This is a genomic window from Aeromonas sp. S5(2024) (assembly GCF_041403025.1).
GTDB lineage: Bacteria > Pseudomonadota > Gammaproteobacteria > Enterobacterales > Aeromonadaceae > Aeromonas > Aeromonas hydrophila.
In genome coordinates, this window is record NZ_JBGLRI010000004.1 from 421,730 (window position 1) to 438,248 (window position 16,519).

The following is a 16,519-nucleotide window of genomic DNA, read 5'->3' on the forward strand; positions in this document are numbered from 1 at the left end:
TCCGTGATCGCAAGGTCTAGCCTTGAATGTTACTCCAACCGGGATGGCGGGCAATCCCTCAGGCAGGGGCTGGCCGGGATCTGGTCGTCGCGGATAACAAAACGGCCTCCCGAGGGAGGCCGTGTGTGGCTGGTTACTGCTCCTCGTAGACGCTCACCTCGACCGCCTCCATGGAGTAGGAGGCGGTGGCCATCTCGTGGCTGGAGCTGACCGTGCGCATCTTGCCCTTCACCCAGATGGCGTCCCACAGGTCGTCCACCGGCGCCCCCTTGGGGTAGCTCACGTAGACTACCTGGTTGGTAGGCGGGGGCGGCACATGGATGCAGGCGCCGAAGTAGGGCACCAGCAGGAAGGCGGTGATCTTCTTGGCATCCCCCTCCAGCGGCACCACGAAGCCCGGGATGCGCACCGCTTGGTTGTCCAGCTTCTGGTTGACCCCGCCCACCGGCTGCGGCACCGATGCAAGATTGCCGTCGTGGCTCACCTGGGGGGGCGGCAGCAGTTTTTCACCTGCGGGAATGAGCACATCCCAGTCGATGGTCTTGTACTCCACGGCCATGGCCGGCAGCGCCAGCAGGGCGGCCAGCAGCGCCACAATTTTCCACTTCATCATCTGTCCTTCTCGTTTTTATGGGCGTCTGGTTAGACGCGAATGCTCATGCCGTCGCTCAGGCTGTAGCGATAGGCGCGGGCCGCAGGCAACAGGCCGATCACCATGCCGGCCAGCCAGACCAGCCCCAGCAGCAGCCACTCGTGGGCGCTCGGCAGCCCCAGGCTCAATTGCAGGCCATAGTGGCTGAGCAGCCAGGGGGTGGCAAGCCCCTGCCCCAGGTAGAGCACCGCCACCCCGAGCGCGATGCCGGCGGTGGTGAGAGCCATCGCCTCCAGCGCCAGCAGCAGGAACAGGTGAGCGGGGCCAGCGCCGAGAGAGCGCAAGATGGCGAGCTCCCGGCGCCGCTCGTTGAGACCGGCCAGCAGGGTGGTCAGCATGCCGATGAGGCCCGCCACCACCACGAAGCCGGCGATCACCGACAGTGCCGTCTCCGCCACGCTCATCAGGCTCCACAGCTCCTGCAGGGCGGCCCCCGGCAGGATCGCCATCAGCGGCTCACCCCGGTAGGTGTTGACGCTGCGCTGCAGCTGGAACGCCAATATCCGGTTGCTGAGCCCCACCATGAAGGCGGTGATGGTCTTGGGGGTGAGATCCTGGGCCAGCGCCTGCTCGGCGGTCACGTTCTTGCTGTGACGGCCGGTGTCCCAGCCCAGGTGGATCGCCTCGATGCCGGCCAGCGGCACGTGGATGGTGCGATCGATGGGGGTACCGGTCGGTGCCAGGATCCCCACCACCTTGAATGGCAGGTTGTCGTGCTGGCTGAAGGAGGTGTTGCCCGCGCCGTGGGCGATGACGATGGACTGCCCCAGATGATAACCGAGCTTCTCGGCCACCTGGGCGCCGAGCACCGCCTCGAACGGGGTGTCGAACGCTCGCCCTTCACGCAGCTCCAGCGCCTGCTGCTGGCCGTACTTCAGGTGGGTGAAGTAGTCGCCATTGGTGCCAAGCACGCGAAACCCCTTGTGGGAGTCGCCAAGGGAAAGCGGGATGGTCCAGGCGATGCCGCGTTGGTTCTTGATGGCCTGATAGGCATCCCAGCCCACGTTGTTGGTGGGATTGCCGATGCGAAACACCGAGTAGAGCAGCAGGTTCACCTGGCCGGAGCGGGCGCCGACGATGAGATCCGTGCCCGACACCGTATTGGCGAAGCTCTCGCGCGCCTGGTTGCGTACCCGCTCCACCCCGAGCAGCAGGGTGACGCTGATGGCGACGGCCAGCAGGGTGAGCCCGGCGGTGAGGCGGCGGGCCCAGAGGCTTTGCAGGGCGAGTTTCAGCATGATGCCCTCCGGTTTTGTGGTCGTGCCGCATGGGGGCGCCTGGCGTTGAGCGGGGCGATGCAGTGAGGAAGGGGGATCAGCATGCGGCCCTCCTGTTCAGTTGTTGCAGGTTTTCCACCCGCGGGAAGAGCGGTTCGAGGTAGGGGTCGTGGCTGACGAAGACCAGGGTCGAGCCCTGCTTGTCGCACTCCTCGAACAACAGCTTGATGAAGGCGGCCCGGTTGTCGGTATCGAGGGCCGAGGTGGGCTCGTCGGCGATCACCAGCGGCGGTGAGCCGATCAGCGCGCGGGCGGCGGCCACCCGTTGCTGCTGGCCGATGCTGAGGGCATGAACGGGTCTGTGCAGCGCCTCCTCGGGCAGTTGCAATTCCCGCAGCAGGCGGCGCGCCTCGTCGGCCGGGCTGCCCTGCAGCCGGGCCCGCTTCTCGGGGGAGAAGGTGAGGGCGCTGGTGACGTTGTCCTGCACGGATAAAAACGGCAGCAGGTTGAACTGCTGGAAGATGTAACCCAGATTGGCCGCCCGGAAGTGGTCACGGGCACGGCCGGAGAGCCGGGCCAGCGGCTGGCCCAGCACCTCCAGGGTGCCGTGGTTGGCGGTCTGGATCCCGGCCAGCAGGCCGAGCAGGGTCGACTTGCCGGAGCCCGACGGTCCCTTGATGAACACCCGCTCTCCCTTGCTGATGGTGAGGGCGGGCAGATCGAGTACAACCTCGTGACCCGGCCAGGCAAAGGCCAGATCGCGGATCTCAACCACGGCATTTTTCATGGCGTTACCAGCTCAGTTTGTTGGCGGAGGGGGTCAGCTCGGCTGCCGTCTGGCCGCTGGGCAGGATACCCTGCACGCTCAGCTTCTCCAGGCTCGGATAGACGCTGAACAGGGTGGCCTCCAGCCCGGTCAGCTTGGCCGGGGTAGCGCAGGTGTAGGTGTACATGGCGCCCATGTCGGCGTGACCGGCGTCGTCGTGCTGGTGTTCGTCGTGCTTGCCGTCAGACTTCTGGTGGTCATGGTCATGGTCATGGTCATGGTCATGGTCATGATCGTGGTCGTGATCTTCCTTGGCGGCCTGCAGCTCCTGCTGGGTCAGCTTGCAGCCAGCGGCCGGGTCGAAGCGAAACAGGGCGTCGGGTTGCTTGAGTTGAGCCATGGCCTTGGCGTATTGCGCCTTCTCCTCGTCGCTCTTGGCGGCGTGCTCGAAGCCCACCAGATCGGCGGCGGGGGCCTGCAGCTCGATCATCAGCTGGTTGCCATCGAGCACCAGATTGAGGTGGCCGTGGCCGTGCTCGTGGGCGCCGTGGCCGTGACCGTCGTGTTCATCGTGGTTTGCCTGCACGCCAAATGCGGCGGCCGCCAGTAACAGGGTGACTGCTTTCATCGTTAATCCTTTGAAAAATTTATTGAAAAATGGATTTAGCCGGATAAGCGATGAAACAGTGGCGGCGCGCGAATGCGGCACTGGCCTGACGGGGTGGCATGAGGTTTGGGGAAGGCGGCATCAACGAGCTTGCCGATGACCACTTGTGAAGACGGGATGACCAGGGTTGGGGTGAGTGCCAGCTTGCCATCCAGATGCAGGGCGCAGAGGACGCAGGCGTGGTTGTGGCCGGGCAGGTCGGCTTCCAGCGGATGTTGTGCCAGCACCGGTTGCAACCACAACCAGCCCAGCAGCAACAACCAGATTTTCAGCTTGGTACGACCCATAGACCCCTATCAAAGGGGCGCCATCAGCGCCCCTTCTCTCTGACTTAGAGATGGGACTTGATGAGCCCCATCACGGTAGCGATATTGTTGGCATCGAGCTGGCCATCTTTGGCAAACAGCACCTTGCCTTCTTTGTCCAGCAGGATGATGGCCGAGCTTTCCGGCGCCAGATCCCAGGCGTTGCGGGCCATGCCCTTGGCATCCAGCACCATGGCGGACCAGGGGAATTCCTTCTTGCTGTCCTCGGCACTGCTCTTCACAAAGCCGGAGGTGCCCCAGATGGCGTCATTGCTGTTGATGATGGTGACGGTCTGGTACTTGTCGTGGGGCAGCTTGGCCGCCTTGATCGCTTCGATCATGGGGGCGTTGAGCTCCTTGGCGCTGGAACGACCGGCGATGTGCTGGATCAGAAAGACCTTGCCGGCCAGCACCTTGCTTTGCCAGGGCTGATAGCTGATCTCTTTCTCTTTCAGAACCAGTTCACCCTTGTCGCTGATGTTGACCAGCGGCACCTGGGCTGACTCCTTGATGTTGTGAGCCAGAGCCAGCGTTGGCAGCAGCGCCAGAGTAAGTACGAGATGTTTCATCCTGATGACACTCCTTTTGTTATGTTATAACGATTTTTGCATTGAGGGAATGGGGCAGTACTCATCCTAAACTGATCGGATCTGTTTAAGAAGTGTTAAATAAACGTGTGATTGGCCCGCTTGCCTGCCCGCCAGCGCGGGACCTGGCTGGCAAAGGCGGCTAGGATGGCACGCAGTCGATAAAAATCAATTGCTTATCAACTGGTTTGAGGAGTCTGGCTGCGGCCTGCAGCCAGACAGGAGGTGAGGGGGAGGGTTCAGTAGAGCGGTTCGCTTACCAGCGGGATCTTGGCCATGGTCATCTGTTGGGCCAGCAGGGGCGAGCCGGTCAGCAGAACGTGGCGCTGGTTGCCGATCACCACGGTATCCCCTTTCAGGCCGCTGTCGGCGGTGATGGCCAGCCAGGCCGGCGAGACGCTGCCGATGCTGATGTTCGGGTAGATGATGCTGAGCATGTACTGGGGGGCCAGCTCGGCCAGCAGGCTGGCCATCAGCAATGCCTTCTCGTCGCTGTCGGCCTTGTTGCTCTGCAAGGCTTGCAGCGGCGGCGCGAAGTGGTCCATCTGCTCGGGCGGGGTCGGAATGCCGCTCAGCCACTCCTGCAGCAGGCCGATGCTGGTGGCCAGATCCTTGGCCAGGAACTGTTTCGCCAGGGGCCTCAGGTCGCCCTTGAACTGGTAGAACAGCTGCGAATAGTTGGGACGCACGCAGGGCAGCTTGCGATTGGCGGGATGAACGCAGGGCACCACCCGCATCTGATAAAAGGCGTCGTCCTGATATTGCTGATAGGCCTGCCAGAACAGGGTCGACTCCATGCTGTCGTCGTGCAGGGTGAAAGCCTGCTCCAGATTGCGAAACTTGGTGGCGGTCTCCGGGCTGGTCTGATTGATCAGATTGATGCTGTTGTAGAGCCGTGGGCTGATGTAGGAGTAGAGGGTCTCCAGCGGATAGTTGAGGGAAGCATCGAGCAGGCTCATCTCGTGGCGGCTGGCGGAGATGACCCGCTCATCCGTGTTCAGTAGCAGATGCTTCTGCTGGCCGTCGGCCGATTGCCACTGCCAGCTCAGGGTGACCTCGTTGGCCCCGGCCATGGACGCGAACACTAGACTCAACAACAGACCTTGTGCCAGTTTCATGATGTGCATCCTGCTCAGGGTGATAATAAACAACTAGGTGAGCTGGCCGATTTTGGATGAGTCTGGCATTTGTGATTTTGATAACAGATTGATCGGGCTTTTAATTTAATTCTGGAAATAAGTCATGCAGGAAACCGTCATGAAGCGAATCACACCGTTGTTGCTGCTGTTGGCCGCCTTGCCGGCCGCGGCGGGGCCGGTCATCGTCAACCAGGGGATGTCCAGTGCGGATACCTTTGCCCTGCGGGACAAGTTGGCGCGGGAGCATGAGTGGCAGGAGTGGCTGCGTTTCCAGCAGGCCATCAAGTGGCTGGAGGTGCTGCCGGTGAACTGCGAGCTGATGAGCGATCAGGATGGCAGCTATCGCTGCGGAGGAGATTACTATCGGTCCTATCGACAGGATGGGCGCGACATCTATATCCAGGGGGAGCCTGCGGGTGTGACGCCGGGTCAGCGCCCGCAACAGCCCATAAAAAAGGCGCCCTGAGGCGCCTTTTTCACGAGAGATACGCTTACTTGGCAGCGTAACGCTCGGCAGAGCTGATGATCTCGGCTTCGGCAGCGGCCTTGTCGCCCCAGCCTTCAACCTTGACCCACTTGCCTGCTTCCAGCTCTTTGTAGCGCTCAAAGAAGTGCTGGATCTGGGCGCGCAGCAGCTCGGGCAGGTCGTTCACATCCTTGATGTGATCGTACTGCTTGGTCAGCTTGGAGTGCGGAACGGCCACGATCTTGGCATCTTCACCGGATTCGTCGGTCATCTTCAGCACGCCAACCGGGCGGCAGCGAATGACGGAGCCGGCCAGCAGCGGGTAGGGAGTCGGCACCAGCACGTCGACCGGATCACCATCCAGAGACAGGGTGGCGTTCACGTAACCGTAGTTGCACGGGTAGAACATCGGGGTAGACATGAAGCGATCAACGAAGATGGCACCGCTGTCCTTGTCGACTTCGTATTTGATCGGGTCGGCATTCTGCGGGATTTCGATGATGACGTAGATGTCGTCGGGCAGGCTCTTGCCAGCCGGGACCAGGTTCAGGCTCATGACGTTTCCTTTGAGTGTTGGAGTCAAGTTTGCAGGCCGATATTATAGCGATGTCGCGTCAAATGACCATATTTCAGGGCCACTGCGACAGAGTTGGTGGATACCGCACAGCTTGGGTCTGCCAAATTGCCGTCACCTTGCTAGAATGCGCACTCCCTTTACTGGAAAAGGCAGCGGTATGCACATTCACATCCTCGGGATCTGCGGCACCTTCATGGGTGGTCTGGCGGTGTTGGCAAAACAGCTTGGTTACCGGGTGACCGGTTCGGATGCCAACGTCTATCCCCCCATGAGTACTCAGCTCGAGCAACAGGGCATCGAACTGACCGAAGGCTATGACCCTTCCCAGCTCGATCCGGCGCCGGATCTGGTGGTGGTCGGCAATGCCATGAGCCGCGGCAACCCCTGTGTGGAGTATGTGCTGGACCGCAATCTGCCCTACATCTCCGGCCCCCAGTGGCTGCTGGAACACGTGCTGCAGGATCGCTGGGTACTGGCCGTCGCTGGCACCCACGGCAAGACCACCACCGCCAGCATGCTGGCCTGGGTGCTCGAATACGCCAAGCTGGAGCCCGGCTTCCTCATCGGCGGCGTGCCCGGCAACTTCCCGGTCTCCGCCCGCCTCGGCTCCGCCCCCTTCTTCGTCATTGAGGCGGACGAATATGACTGCGCCTTCTTCGACAAGCGCTCCAAGTTCGTCCACTACCACCCGCGCACTCTGGTGATGAACAACCTGGAGTTCGACCACGCGGATATCTTCCCGGATCTCGCCGCCATCCAGCGTCAGTTCCACCACCTGATGCGCACCGTGCCGAGCAACGGCCGGGTGCTCTTCCCCAAGGGGGATGAGAACCTCGCTGCCGTGCGCAAGATGGGCTGCTGGAGCGAAGTGGAGCTGGTGGGTCAGGACGATGCCCAGTGGAAGGCGGTCAAACTGGCAGACGACGGCTCCGCCTTCGAGGTGTGGCTGGACGGAGTGAAGCAGGGCGAGGTGCACTGGGAGTGCATCGGCGAGCACAACGTCAACAACGGTCTGATGGCCATTGCCGCCGCCCGCCACGCCGGCGTCATGGTGGAGCACGGCATTGCGGCCCTCTGCCAGTTCAAGTCCCCCAAGCGGCGGATGGAGCTCAAAGGCGAGGTGGCCGGCATCAGCGTCTATGACGATTTCGCTCACCACCCCACCGCCATCGAGACTACCCTTGGCGGACTGCGCGCCAAGGTGGGCAAGGCCCGCATCCTGGCGGTGCTGGAGCCCCGATCCAACACCATGAAGCTGGGGGTTCACAAGGAGGAGCTGGCCGGCTGTTTCGATGGCGCCGACGAGGTGTTCTTCTTCCAGCCGCCCAACATCGGCTGGGATCTTGGCGAGGTGACCGCCCATATGACCCGACCGGCCAAGGTGTTCAACGATCTGGAAACTCTGATCAACCGACTGGTGGCCGAGTGCCGCGATGGCGATCATATTCTGATCATGAGCAACGGTGGCTTCGGCGGCATTCATGACAAGCTGATCGCCCGCCTCAAGGACTATCACGGCCAGCTATGAACAAAGCGATCACCCTGGCGCTGACCGGCGCCTCCGGCGCCCCTTATGCCCTGCGCCTGCTGGAATGCCTGGTGCAGGCGGATTATCGGGTCTACCTGCTCGCCTCCTCGGCGGCTCGTGTGGTGCTCAAGACCGAACAGCAGCAGGAGTGGCCCGGCTCGCCCAAAGAGCTCTCTGCCTATCTCTGTCGTCAATATGGCGCCAAGGAGGGGCAGATAGTGGCCTGCGGCAAGGAGGAGTGGTTCTCGCCGGTGGCTTCCGGCTCGGCGGCGCCCAGGCAGATGGTGGTCTGTCCCTGCTCCATGGGGACCGTGTCGGCCATTGCCAACGGCACCTCCGACAACCTGCTGGAGCGGGCGGCGGACGTGGTGATCAAGGAGCGTGGCCAGCTCATTCTGGTGCCCCGCGAGAGCCCCTTCTCGGCGATCCACCTGGAGAACATGCTGAAACTGGCGCGGCTCGGGGTGACCATCATGCCGGCGGCGCCGGGCTTTTATCATGAGCCAAAGAGCATCGCGGATCTGGTGGACTTCATGGTGGCGAGGATCCTCGATCATCTGGAGATCGAGCACGATCTGACCCGCCGCTGGGGCTACGCCAAAGGGTGAGCTGAGAGATTGCGGACAAACAAAAGCGGCGCCGACCTGAACAGTTCGGCGCCGCTTTATTTTGACGGAGCGGGTTAGGCTGCCTGGATCGGGGCCGTCACGTACTTGAACAGAAAATCGGTCACTTCTTCCCGGTCCGGGCGTTGTGGCTGATTGATCATCTGCATCATGACGTAACCAAAACCGGTCAGGGAGCGGGCCAAGTCCTGGGCGGACAGCACGCTCTGGATCTCGCCGGCATCCATGGCGCGTTGCAGGTGGGGTGCAATGCGCTCCAGTGCCTTGTCCAGCAGCTTGGCGTAACGGGGCCAGACCTCTTCCCGCACCGATGAGCTCCACTCCAGCCAGATGCTGGCGTGGTCAGGCTGATCGTAGGCGGCGTCGACAAACAGCTTCACGTGGCGGCGAATGCTGTCGCTGACCGGGCCCTGGCCGGTGTAGGCCTGTTCCAGCATCTGATGCACGAAACGTTCGATCTCGGCCAACACTTCATCCACCAGCTCTTCACGGGTGTTGAAATAGTTGAACACGGTAGCAACCGAGACCTTGGCCTGTTCTGCGATTTCGGCGTGACCCGCACGGCCAATGCCGCGACGGGAGAACACCTCGATGGCACATTCCATCAATTGATTGCGTCGGGCCTCCGGCGAAAGCCGGGTTCGACGTCTTATTTCTGCGCGTGGTTCCATAGTTTTTTCATCTAATAGTTATTGATTATGGTGTTTATAGTATTGTCACCGATAATGCCCGAGGGCCTGCTAACTCTATCAATTAAAATAAGCCGATAAAAGCATCACGTATGCCTGACGCCCTTCGGCTTGAATGGTAGAATCATCGGTTTTGACGTTAATGAACGGCCAAATTCGCTTTGGCCATTATGGAGTAAGTGATGAAACACACTGTCGAGGTGATGATCTCCGAGGCTGAAGTTGCCGCCCGGATCGCCAAATTGGGTGAAGAGATCACCGCCCGTTATCAGGGCTCTGACGAAGTGGTCATGATCGGCCTGCTGCGTGGTTCCTGCATCTTCCTGGCCGACCTGTGCCGCCAGACCCAGCTGCCCATCACCCTGGATTTTATGACCGCCTCCAGCTATGGCTCCGGCATGCACAGCACCCGTGACGTGCGCATCCTCAAAGATCTGGATGACGACATCAAAGGGAAGGACGTGGTGATCGTCGAAGACATCATCGATACCGGCTACACCCTCAACAAGGTGCGTGAGATCCTCTCTCTGCGCGAGCCGAAATCCCTGGCTATCTGCACCCTGCTGGACAAGCCGTCCCGCCGCGAAGTGCAGGTGCCGGTAGACTGGATCGGTTTCTCCATTCCCGATGAATTCGTGGTGGGTTGCGGCATCGACTATGCCCAGAAGTACCGCAATCTGAAGTTCATCGGCAAGGTAGTACCGCAAGAGTAAGCAAGGTTCAGGAATATCACGGGCGAGGTGGCAGAGCGCCATTTTCTGTCTGCAGGCGGCCTTGGCCGCCTTTTCTGTCTCGAGATGGGATGCGCCATCACAGGGGTTGCAATGAACGCACTGGAAATCAGCGGCCTGAAAAAGACCTATCAGGGGGGCGTCGAAGCCCTTAAAGGCATCGATCTCACCGTCAAGCAGGGGGATTTCTTCGCGCTGCTCGGCCCCAACGGGGCGGGCAAGTCCACCACCATCGGCATCATCAGCTCGCTGGTGAACAAGAGCGCCGGCAAGGTGAAGGTGTTCGGCTACGACATCGACACTCACCTGGAAGAGGCCAAGGCCCAGCTCGGGCTGGTGCCGCAGGAGTTCAACTTCAGCCAGTTCGAGAAGGTGATCCAGATAGTCACCCATCAGGCCGGCTTCTATGGCGTGCCGCGGGCCGAGGCCAAGATCCGCGCCGAGAAGTACCTGCGCCAGCTCGACCTGTGGGACAAGCGCGACATGCCGGCCCGTACTCTCTCCGGTGGCATGAAGCGCCGGCTGATGATCGCCCGCGCCCTGATGCACGAGCCCAGGCTGTTGATCCTCGACGAACCGACCGCCGGGGTGGACATCGAGATCCGCCGTTCCATGTGGAGTTTCCTCAAGGATCTCAACGAGCAGGGGGTCACCATCATCCTCACCACCCACTATCTGGAAGAGGCCGAGATGCTGTGCCGCAACATCGGCATCATCGACAAGGGCCGCCTGATCGAGAACACCAGCATGAAGAATCTGCTGGGCAAGCTGGGCCGCGAGACCTTCATGCTGGATCTAGCGCCGGGCTCCGCCGTGCCGAACGTGCCCGAGTTCAACGGCCGCATGCAAGACGAACGCACCCTGGAGGTGGATCTGGACAAGAGCCAGTCCCTCAACAGCCTGTTCGATCAGTTGTCGAGCCAGCAGGTGCAGGTATTGAGCATGCGCAACAAGGCCAACCGGCTGGAAGAGCTGTTCGTCACCCTGGTCGAGGAGGGGAGAAAAGCATGAACCTGACCACTTACTACATCGCCTTCAAGAGTATTCTGGCCAAGGAGATCAGCCGCTTCACCCGGATCTGGATCCAGACCCTGGTGCCGCCCGCCATCACCATGAGCCTCTACTTCGTCATCTTCGGCAACCTCATCGGCGGCCGCATCGGTGATATGGGGGGCTTCAGCTACATGGAGTTCATCGTGCCCGGCCTCATCATGATGTCGGTGATCACCAACTCCTACTCCAACGTCGCCTCCTCCTTCTTCAGCGCCAAGTTCCAGCGCAACGTGGAGGAGCTGCTGGTAGCACCGGTGCCCAACTACGTCATCATCGCCGGCTACGTGGGCGGTGGCGTGGCGCGCGGCCTCTGCGTCGGTCTCATCGTCACCCTGGTGTCGCTGTTCTTCGTGCCGCTTCAGATCCACCACCTGTTCAGCGTCTGCTTCACCGTGCTGCTGACCGCGATCCTCTTCTCACTGGGCGGCCTCATCAACGCGGTGTTTGCCAAGACCTTCGACGACATCAGTATCATCCCCACCTTCGTGCTGACGCCGCTCACCTACCTGGGCGGGGTGTTCTACTCCATCAGCCTGCTGCCGTCCTTCTGGCAGGGGGTCTCCCAGGTGAACCCGATCATCTACATGGTGAACGCGTTCCGTTACGGCTTCCTCGGGATCTCCGACGTGCCGCTCGGTACCGCCTATCTCATCATCATCGGCTTCATCGTGGCTCTCTACGGTCTGGCCTGGTGGCTCATTTCCCGCGGCACCGGGCTGCGCCACTAATGCAATGCAACGGGCACCCTGGGGTGCCCGTTTTTTTGCCGCCTCTTTTACCTCTCCTGTGCTGGCTCCCTCTCGAACAGGGTCAATAACCGCTCTCTTATCAAGGTTTTATCCGGCACCTTGTGATCCACCGCAATTTTCAGATTACCCCCAAAGGTATAATTTCCGCGGTTGGAAGGTCTGCACCATGGAGGCCCTCCGTCTCTTCTTTTTCTCACCAGGGCAGGATCGCCTATGTCACTGATCACCGAGTTGCCAGCCATTTTCGACAGTTTTTCAGATGCCCGCCGTCAGGGCTTTCTGGCCGTGATGGCACTCAAGGAGCGACAGATCCCCCTGGTCGGCACTTACTGCACCTTCATGCCGCAAGAGGTGGCGATGGCCGCCGGCGCCGTGGTGGTATCGCTCTGCTCCACCAGCGACGAGACCATCGAGGAGGCCGAGAAAGATCTGCCCCGCAACCTCTGCCCGCTCATCAAGAGCAGCTACGGTTTCGGCAAGACCGACAAGTGCCCCTACTTCTACTTCTCCGATCTGGTGGTGGGCGAAACCACCTGCGATGGCAAGAAGAAGATGTACGAGTACATGGCCGAGTTCAAACCAGTGCACGTGATGCAGCTGCCCAACCGTGCCGATGACGAGGCCTCCCGCACCCTGTGGCGCAGCGAAATCGTTCGCTTCAAGGCATTGCTGGAGCAGCAGTTCGGCAACCCCATCAGCGAGCAGGCGCTGCGCGACGCCATCGTGCTGAAGAACCGCGAGCGCCGCGCGCTGGCCGATTTCTACCGGCTGGGCCAGCTCAATCCACCGGCGCTGAGCGGCACCGACCTCCTCAAGGTGGTCTATGGCGCCACCTTCCGCTTCGACAAGGAGCAGCTCATCAGCGAGCTGCAGGATATGACCCACCGCATCAAGGCCGAGTACGCCGAGGGCAAACGGCTCGATGCCCGTCCGCGCATCCTCATCACCGGCTGCCCTATCGGTGGCGCCGCCGACAAGGTGGTGCGCCTCATCGAGGAGCACGGCGGCTGGGTGGTGGGCTACGAGAACTGCACCGGCGCCAAGGCGACCGAGCAGTGCGTCAGCGAGGAGGGCGACTTGTTCGATGCGCTGACCGACAAGTATCTGGCCATCGGCTGCTCCTGCATCTCCCCCAACCACCAGCGCATGAAGCTGCTGAGCCAGATGGTGGAGGAGTATCAGGCGGACGGGGTGATCGACGTGATCCTGCAGGCCTGTCACACCTATGCGGTGGAGTCGCTCGCCATCAAGCGCCACGTACGCGATCGCCACGGCATCCCCTACATGGCGGTGGAGACCGACTACTCCAGCGCCGACAAGGGACAACTGGCTACCCGGTTGGCGGCCTTTATCGAAATGCTGTGAGGAGGTGCAGTGTCACTCACCATCGGGATTGACTCGGGCTCCACCGCGACCAAGGGGATCCTGTTCGACCACAGAGAGGGCGGGCACATCGTCCGCCGTTTTCTGGTGCCGACCCCCTTTCGTCCGCTGGCCGCCATCGAGCAAGGCTGGGAGACGCTCTCGGCCGCGCTGCCAGAGCGCCCCCATCTGACCCTGACCGGTTATGGCCGCGATCTGGCGTCGTTCGCCGATCGGCGGGTCACCGAGATCTCCTGCCACGGGCTGGGGGCACGCCTGCTCTGCCCATCGGTACACACCGTCATCGACATCGGCGGCCAGGACAGCAAGGTGATCCAGCTCGATGGTGAGGGCAACCTCACCGACTTTCTGATGAACGACAAGTGCGCCGCCGGTACCGGCCGCTTTCTCGAGGTGATCACCCGCACCCTGGGGGCGCGGGTCGAGCAGCTCGACGAGCTGCTGCAAGGGGCCGAGCCCCACGACATCAGCAGCATGTGCACCGTGTTTGCCGAATCGGAGGCGATCAGCCTGCGCTCGGCGGGCATTCCCGCCGAGTCGATCCTGGCCGGCATCGTCCGCTCCATGGCCCGGCGCAGCGCCAACTTCATCGGCCGCCTCGGTGCCAGACCCACAGTGCTCTTTACCGGTGGCGTCAGCCACTGCGCCACCTTCCGCCACTATCTGGCGCAAGGATTGGGCTGCGACGTGGCCACCCACCCGGACGCCCAGTTTGCCGGTGCGCTGGGGGCGGCCCTGTTCGGTGCGCGTGCCCGCACGGGAGGCAAATCATGAACGCAGAGTTCCTCTACCTGTTCCACTCCACCCTCGGCACGGTCAGGCTGCGCAAGCGGCTGGAGCAGCAGCCCCACGCCTTTCGGGTCTGCGACGTACCGCGCCGGCTCAGCGCCGGCTGCGGCCTCGCCATCCGCCTGCACTGCCCGCCCGAGGAGTGGCAGCAGTGGTGCCAGTGCGGCGAAACCGCCGCCGTTTTTCGCTGCGAAGCGGACGGCGACTATCAGGAGCTGGCCCGCTACCCTGCATGCTGAGGTAACACACCAGAATGAAAGAGGGGCCCCGCGCGGGAGCCCCTCTTTTTTGTCCTCAGCCAGAACGGACAGTTACACCTTGATGGCGTGATCCCGCAGCAGCCGGGCGGTGAGCGCAAGCTTCTCGTTGCGCTCGGCAGCCCGCTCGGGCACCATGACGCCCCCTTGCTCATCGACCCGATCCTGCCCGAAGGCATCGTCGATGGCCTGCGCCATGGCGGTGCGGCCAGCGGCGATATCGGGATCGCTCAGACTCTCCTGCATACGGATCCGGTTCTCGCTGGCTGCCTGCTGCAGTTCATCCAGCTGGCCGCCGAGGGTGCTAATCCGGCTATCGATCCGCAGCGCGAGCTCGAGGAGACGGTTTTCATTCCCTGCCGCCATCGCCAGTCCATCGAGCCGCTCCCCTTTGCGCTGATCAAAGTTCGTCATGGCGCGGGCGGCTAGCTCCAGCGCATAGGCCTTGGTTGCCATGGCGTTGACGCCCCCCTCCCAGCTAACATCGGAACCCACTCCCAGCGTCACGCCAAGGGTGGTATGGAACTTGGCACCTTCCGGCCCGACGGCCGCGGTGGCCCCGGCCGATGCGCCAACCCCCAGATTGGCTGAGGCGCGGACCTTGGCCGAGAGGCTGTAGGCATCGGCATACTGGCTCTTGAGCAGGTTAAGCTGGGCACTCCCCTCCGCCTTCAGGCCGGCAAAGGCCGAGGCGTTCGCCGTCACGCTGACCACTGGCCCATTGGGTGTCATGATGGCCGCAGCCCCGGCCTCCAGCCTGGCGTTGACCCCCACCTCGGCCGAGCCTGCCAGCTTGGCGTTGAGTAGATTGCCGATGGTCCAGCTCCCCTCTGCCGACAATCCCAGCTTGCTCACCAGCTCGGCACTGGCACCGATGCGCAACAGATTAAGGTCATGGCGACCCGGGGTATAACGTTTCCCTTCGGTATCATTGACGATCTTGGGTGCAGGATTGAACGCCAATGAGCCTTCAGCCTTGCCCACCACCAGCTCCGCCTTGGCACTCGCCTTGTTCTCCTGCGTCAGGGCCACCTTGCCGGTAAATGCTCCTACCGGTGTATCGCGGCTCCCCTCCCACTTGCCAATCTCGATCTTAGCGAAGGCCTCTACCAACGCGCTGGCGCTGACCAGGCCGAGCCCGCTGAATGCCTTCTGGCTCAACGGTTCGCCCGGTTTCAACTCCTTGCTGGCAGCGGAGAGGGGGCTCTTGAGCTCAGCCCGCACGCCGGTCTGGTAGTGCTTGCCTGATGTGGCCGTCCCCTGCCAGAGCGCTTTCTCCTGCGCCTCACGCGCCAGCCAAGGCTCCTCCAATCCATCCACCAGCGCAGTTAGCAGCTCGGTTCTTAGCAATCCGATCTCCCCCTGCTGGCTCACCTTCTGTTCAATGCCGAGTTCCAGCACCTCCTTGAGGTGGCCCAGCTCCAGCAGCTGGCTGTGGGTCAGCAGGATATCGAGGCCATTCTCTTCGGCGGTGGCTTGCGGCTTGAGTGTCAACTCATCGGGGAAACGATCCCGCAAGAGGCCGCAGAAGGTCTTCCACTCGTGGCTGTCGATCACCTCCTCCCGTGTAGGGGCACGCTCTAGTCGCTGCGCCGTCATGGTCTCGCTCACCCCGTACACCAGATCGATCCCCCTCTGCAGCTCGTGGTGGAACAGATCATGTGACCCCACTTTTTGCAGACCGGCGAGCTCGCTGCACCACTGGCGGATCTGCTGGTTGCTCTCGATAGGTTGATTGACCAGCCCCTGTGCGTTGCAGAGCCACGACAGCTGAAACGAGGGGGCGCGTCCTCCCTGATTCAGGGTCTGACGACGGGCGGCGATGTCATCGACTAGTTTCTGCAACACGGGATCCTGCTGGCGGGAGCGGTTCTTGCCCGAGTCGAGCCAGAATTGCAGCGCCTGCTCGATTTTCGCCAGCCCGGCCAGTGAAGGACTCTTGCCGTTCTGGTACTGACGCACCGCCTGCCTGACCGCCTTGAGCTCACTGCTTTGCACATGTCCGATCCCGCGGCGGATCCCCCGCTCGAATTCGCGGTCGCCGGCATTCAGCAGCCGCAATCTGGCGTTGCCAAGATGTGCGGTCGCGGGCTGGGCCGGTTCGCCCCCGCAGGGTAACGTGCGAGCGGGATTCAAGTCCTGTGGCGCAATTCTCATCTCGGGCATGGCTGTGATCCTAACTTGGAAAGGAAAGAGCTCCAGCCTACGCCAGCCCAAATACGCCCCCTGTCACTCTTGGCCCACCTTTTTTAGGATTCGGACAACCCCTCGAAAGATGTCTGTCTGCTCACAATTCCGGCATCTTTCTCCCTCTGCCGACTCTTGCCTAAAAAAAGTT

Annotated in this window: 19 protein-coding genes; 9 read left to right on the forward strand and 10 right to left on the reverse strand. The window is 61.9% G+C overall.

The window, feature by feature from the left end; all coding sequences use genetic code 11:
• Window positions 1-133 precede the first annotated feature (133 nt).
• The 7 genes from ACB032_RS11495 to ACB032_RS11525 all read right to left on the reverse strand — a co-directional run bounded on the left by ACB032_RS11495 (window position 134) and on the right by ACB032_RS11525 (window position 5,312).
• A complete protein-coding gene (locus ACB032_RS11495) occupies window positions 134-613 on the reverse strand; it encodes a DUF3299 domain-containing protein (RefSeq protein ID WP_139706133.1) in 480 nt (159 codons plus the stop codon).
• 29 nt (window positions 614-642) lie between these two features.
• Entirely contained in the window at window positions 643-1,890 is a 1,248-nt protein-coding gene (locus ACB032_RS11500) for an ABC transporter permease (RefSeq protein WP_011707300.1), read from the reverse strand.
• A gap of 76 nt (window positions 1,891-1,966) precedes the next feature.
• Complete coding sequence (locus tag ACB032_RS11505; protein ID WP_101616995.1) at window positions 1,967-2,656, reverse strand: ABC transporter ATP-binding protein; 690 nt, start codon at window positions 2,654-2,656, stop codon at window positions 1,967-1,969.
• 4 nt (window positions 2,657-2,660) lie between these two features.
• Complete coding sequence (locus ACB032_RS11510) at window positions 2,661-3,263, reverse strand: DUF2796 domain-containing protein (protein ID WP_371137970.1); 603 nt, start codon at window positions 3,261-3,263, stop codon at window positions 2,661-2,663.
• 35 nt (window positions 3,264-3,298) lie between these two features.
• Window positions 3,299-3,589 (reverse strand): hypothetical protein, encoded by a 291-nt coding sequence (locus ACB032_RS11515; RefSeq protein WP_146061086.1) that lies wholly within the window; start codon window positions 3,587-3,589, stop codon window positions 3,299-3,301.
• 44 nt (window positions 3,590-3,633) lie between these two features.
• Window positions 3,634-4,176: a YtfJ family protein gene (locus tag ACB032_RS11520; protein ID WP_011707296.1), complete on the reverse strand. Its 543-nt coding sequence runs from the start codon at window positions 4,174-4,176 to the stop codon at window positions 3,634-3,636.
• Between the two features lie 257 nt (window positions 4,177-4,433).
• The gene (locus tag ACB032_RS11525) at window positions 4,434-5,312 is read right to left on the reverse strand and encodes a hypothetical protein (RefSeq protein ID WP_219255656.1); all 879 of its coding nucleotides are present in this window, start codon (window positions 5,310-5,312) and stop codon (window positions 4,434-4,436) included.
• A 124-nt stretch (window positions 5,313-5,436) separates the two neighbouring features.
• Here ACB032_RS11525 and ACB032_RS11530 point away from each other — a divergent pair, with 124 nt between their 5' ends.
• The gene (locus ACB032_RS11530) at window positions 5,437-5,799 is read left to right on the forward strand and encodes a hypothetical protein (RefSeq protein ID WP_254197988.1); all 363 of its coding nucleotides are present in this window, start codon (window positions 5,437-5,439) and stop codon (window positions 5,797-5,799) included.
• 25 nt (window positions 5,800-5,824) lie between these two features.
• Here the strand turns inward: ACB032_RS11530 and ppa are convergent, their stop codons facing one another.
• Window positions 5,825-6,355 (reverse strand): inorganic diphosphatase, encoded by a 531-nt coding sequence (gene ppa / locus ACB032_RS11535; RefSeq protein WP_011707292.1) that lies wholly within the window; start codon window positions 6,353-6,355, stop codon window positions 5,825-5,827.
• Window positions 6,356-6,533: 178 nt separating this feature from the next.
• Here ppa and mpl point away from each other — a divergent pair, with 178 nt between their 5' ends.
• On the forward strand, window positions 6,534-7,904 hold the full coding sequence (gene mpl / locus ACB032_RS11540) for a UDP-N-acetylmuramate:L-alanyl-gamma-D-glutamyl-meso-diaminopimelate ligase (protein WP_011707291.1): 1,371 nt from the start codon (window positions 6,534-6,536) through the stop codon (window positions 7,902-7,904).
• Complete coding sequence (locus ACB032_RS11545) at window positions 7,901-8,512, forward strand: flavin prenyltransferase UbiX (protein WP_371137971.1); 612 nt, start codon at window positions 7,901-7,903, stop codon at window positions 8,510-8,512. Before mpl ends, ACB032_RS11545 begins: the two co-directional genes overlap by 4 nt.
• 74 nt (window positions 8,513-8,586) lie before the next feature.
• Here the strand turns inward: ACB032_RS11545 and ACB032_RS11550 are convergent, their stop codons facing one another.
• On the reverse strand, window positions 8,587-9,201 hold the full coding sequence (locus ACB032_RS11550) for a TetR/AcrR family transcriptional regulator (RefSeq protein ID WP_011707289.1): 615 nt from the start codon (window positions 9,199-9,201) through the stop codon (window positions 8,587-8,589).
• Window positions 9,202-9,401: 200 nt separating this feature from the next.
• Here ACB032_RS11550 and hpt point away from each other — a divergent pair, with 200 nt between their 5' ends.
• The 6 genes from hpt to ACB032_RS11580 all read left to right on the forward strand — a co-directional run bounded on the left by hpt (window position 9,402) and on the right by ACB032_RS11580 (window position 14,163).
• Window positions 9,402-9,932: a hypoxanthine phosphoribosyltransferase gene (gene hpt, locus ACB032_RS11555; protein WP_011707288.1), complete on the forward strand. Its 531-nt coding sequence runs from the start codon at window positions 9,402-9,404 to the stop codon at window positions 9,930-9,932.
• Between the two features lie 111 nt (window positions 9,933-10,043).
• Window positions 10,044-10,961 carry an ABC transporter ATP-binding protein gene (locus ACB032_RS11560; protein ID WP_254201615.1) on the forward strand — a complete coding sequence of 306 codons (918 nt, stop codon included), beginning with the start codon at window positions 10,044-10,046 and terminating at the stop codon, window positions 10,959-10,961.
• The gene (locus ACB032_RS11565; protein ID WP_324004585.1) at window positions 10,958-11,731 is read left to right on the forward strand and encodes an ABC transporter permease; all 774 of its coding nucleotides are present in this window, start codon (window positions 10,958-10,960) and stop codon (window positions 11,729-11,731) included. The genes ACB032_RS11560 and ACB032_RS11565 overlap by 4 nt, the downstream gene beginning before the upstream one ends.
• Before the next feature lie 234 nt (window positions 11,732-11,965).
• Window positions 11,966-13,117 carry a double-cubane-cluster-containing anaerobic reductase gene (locus ACB032_RS11570; protein ID WP_371137972.1) on the forward strand — a complete coding sequence of 384 codons (1,152 nt, stop codon included), beginning with the start codon at window positions 11,966-11,968 and terminating at the stop codon, window positions 13,115-13,117.
• A gap of 9 nt (window positions 13,118-13,126) precedes the next feature.
• Window positions 13,127-13,909: an acyl-CoA dehydratase activase gene (locus ACB032_RS11575; protein ID WP_371137973.1), complete on the forward strand. Its 783-nt coding sequence runs from the start codon at window positions 13,127-13,129 to the stop codon at window positions 13,907-13,909.
• Entirely contained in the window at window positions 13,906-14,163 is a 258-nt protein-coding gene (locus ACB032_RS11580) for a DUF3343 domain-containing protein (protein WP_323884885.1), read from the forward strand. Before ACB032_RS11575 ends, ACB032_RS11580 begins: the two co-directional genes overlap by 4 nt.
• Window positions 14,164-14,235: 72 nt before the next feature.
• On the opposite strand, the gene ACB032_RS11585 is transcribed toward ACB032_RS11580, so the two are convergent.
• Window positions 14,236-16,347: a hypothetical protein gene (locus ACB032_RS11585; RefSeq protein WP_371137974.1), complete on the reverse strand. Its 2,112-nt coding sequence runs from the start codon at window positions 16,345-16,347 to the stop codon at window positions 14,236-14,238.
• Between the last annotated feature and the right edge of the window lie 172 nt (window positions 16,348-16,519).

Bases quoted from the DNA above. Each gene is read 5' to 3' on its own strand.
- ACB032_RS11495 (WP_139706133.1), bottom strand. From the start codon at position 613: ATGATGAAGTGGAAAATTGTGGCGCTGCTGGCCGCCCTGCTGGCGCTG.
- ACB032_RS11500 (WP_011707300.1), bottom strand. From the start codon at position 1,890: ATGCTGAAACTCGCCCTGCAAAGCCTCTGGGCCCGCCGCCTCACCGCC.
- ACB032_RS11505 (WP_101616995.1), bottom strand. From the start codon at position 2,656: ATGAAAAATGCCGTGGTTGAGATCCGCGATCTGGCCTTTGCCTGGCCG.
- ACB032_RS11510 (WP_371137970.1), bottom strand. From the start codon at position 3,263: ATGAAAGCAGTCACCCTGTTACTGGCGGCCGCCGCATTTGGCGTGCAG.
- ACB032_RS11515 (WP_146061086.1), bottom strand. From the start codon at position 3,589: ATGGGTCGTACCAAGCTGAAAATCTGGTTGTTGCTGCTGGGCTGGTTG.
- ACB032_RS11520 (WP_011707296.1), bottom strand. From the start codon at position 4,176: ATGAAACATCTCGTACTTACTCTGGCGCTGCTGCCAACGCTGGCTCTG.
- ACB032_RS11525 (WP_219255656.1), bottom strand. From the start codon at position 5,312: ATGAAACTGGCACAAGGTCTGTTGTTGAGTCTAGTGTTCGCGTCCATG.
- ACB032_RS11530 (WP_254197988.1), top strand. From the start codon at position 5,437: ATGCAGGAAACCGTCATGAAGCGAATCACACCGTTGTTGCTGCTGTTG.
- ppa (WP_011707292.1), bottom strand. From the start codon at position 6,355: ATGAGCCTGAACCTGGTCCCGGCTGGCAAGAGCCTGCCCGACGACATC.
- mpl (WP_011707291.1), top strand. From the start codon at position 6,534: ATGCACATTCACATCCTCGGGATCTGCGGCACCTTCATGGGTGGTCTG.
- ACB032_RS11545 (WP_371137971.1), top strand. From the start codon at position 7,901: ATGAACAAAGCGATCACCCTGGCGCTGACCGGCGCCTCCGGCGCCCCT.
- ACB032_RS11550 (WP_011707289.1), bottom strand. From the start codon at position 9,201: ATGGAACCACGCGCAGAAATAAGACGTCGAACCCGGCTTTCGCCGGAG.
- hpt (WP_011707288.1), top strand. From the start codon at position 9,402: ATGAAACACACTGTCGAGGTGATGATCTCCGAGGCTGAAGTTGCCGCC.
- ACB032_RS11560 (WP_254201615.1), top strand. From the start codon at position 10,044: ATGAACGCACTGGAAATCAGCGGCCTGAAAAAGACCTATCAGGGGGGC.
- ACB032_RS11565 (WP_324004585.1), top strand. From the start codon at position 10,958: ATGAACCTGACCACTTACTACATCGCCTTCAAGAGTATTCTGGCCAAG.
- ACB032_RS11570 (WP_371137972.1), top strand. From the start codon at position 11,966: ATGTCACTGATCACCGAGTTGCCAGCCATTTTCGACAGTTTTTCAGAT.
- ACB032_RS11580 (WP_323884885.1), top strand. From the start codon at position 13,906: ATGAACGCAGAGTTCCTCTACCTGTTCCACTCCACCCTCGGCACGGTC.
- ACB032_RS11585 (WP_371137974.1), bottom strand. From the start codon at position 16,347: ATGCCCGAGATGAGAATTGCGCCACAGGACTTGAATCCCGCTCGCACG.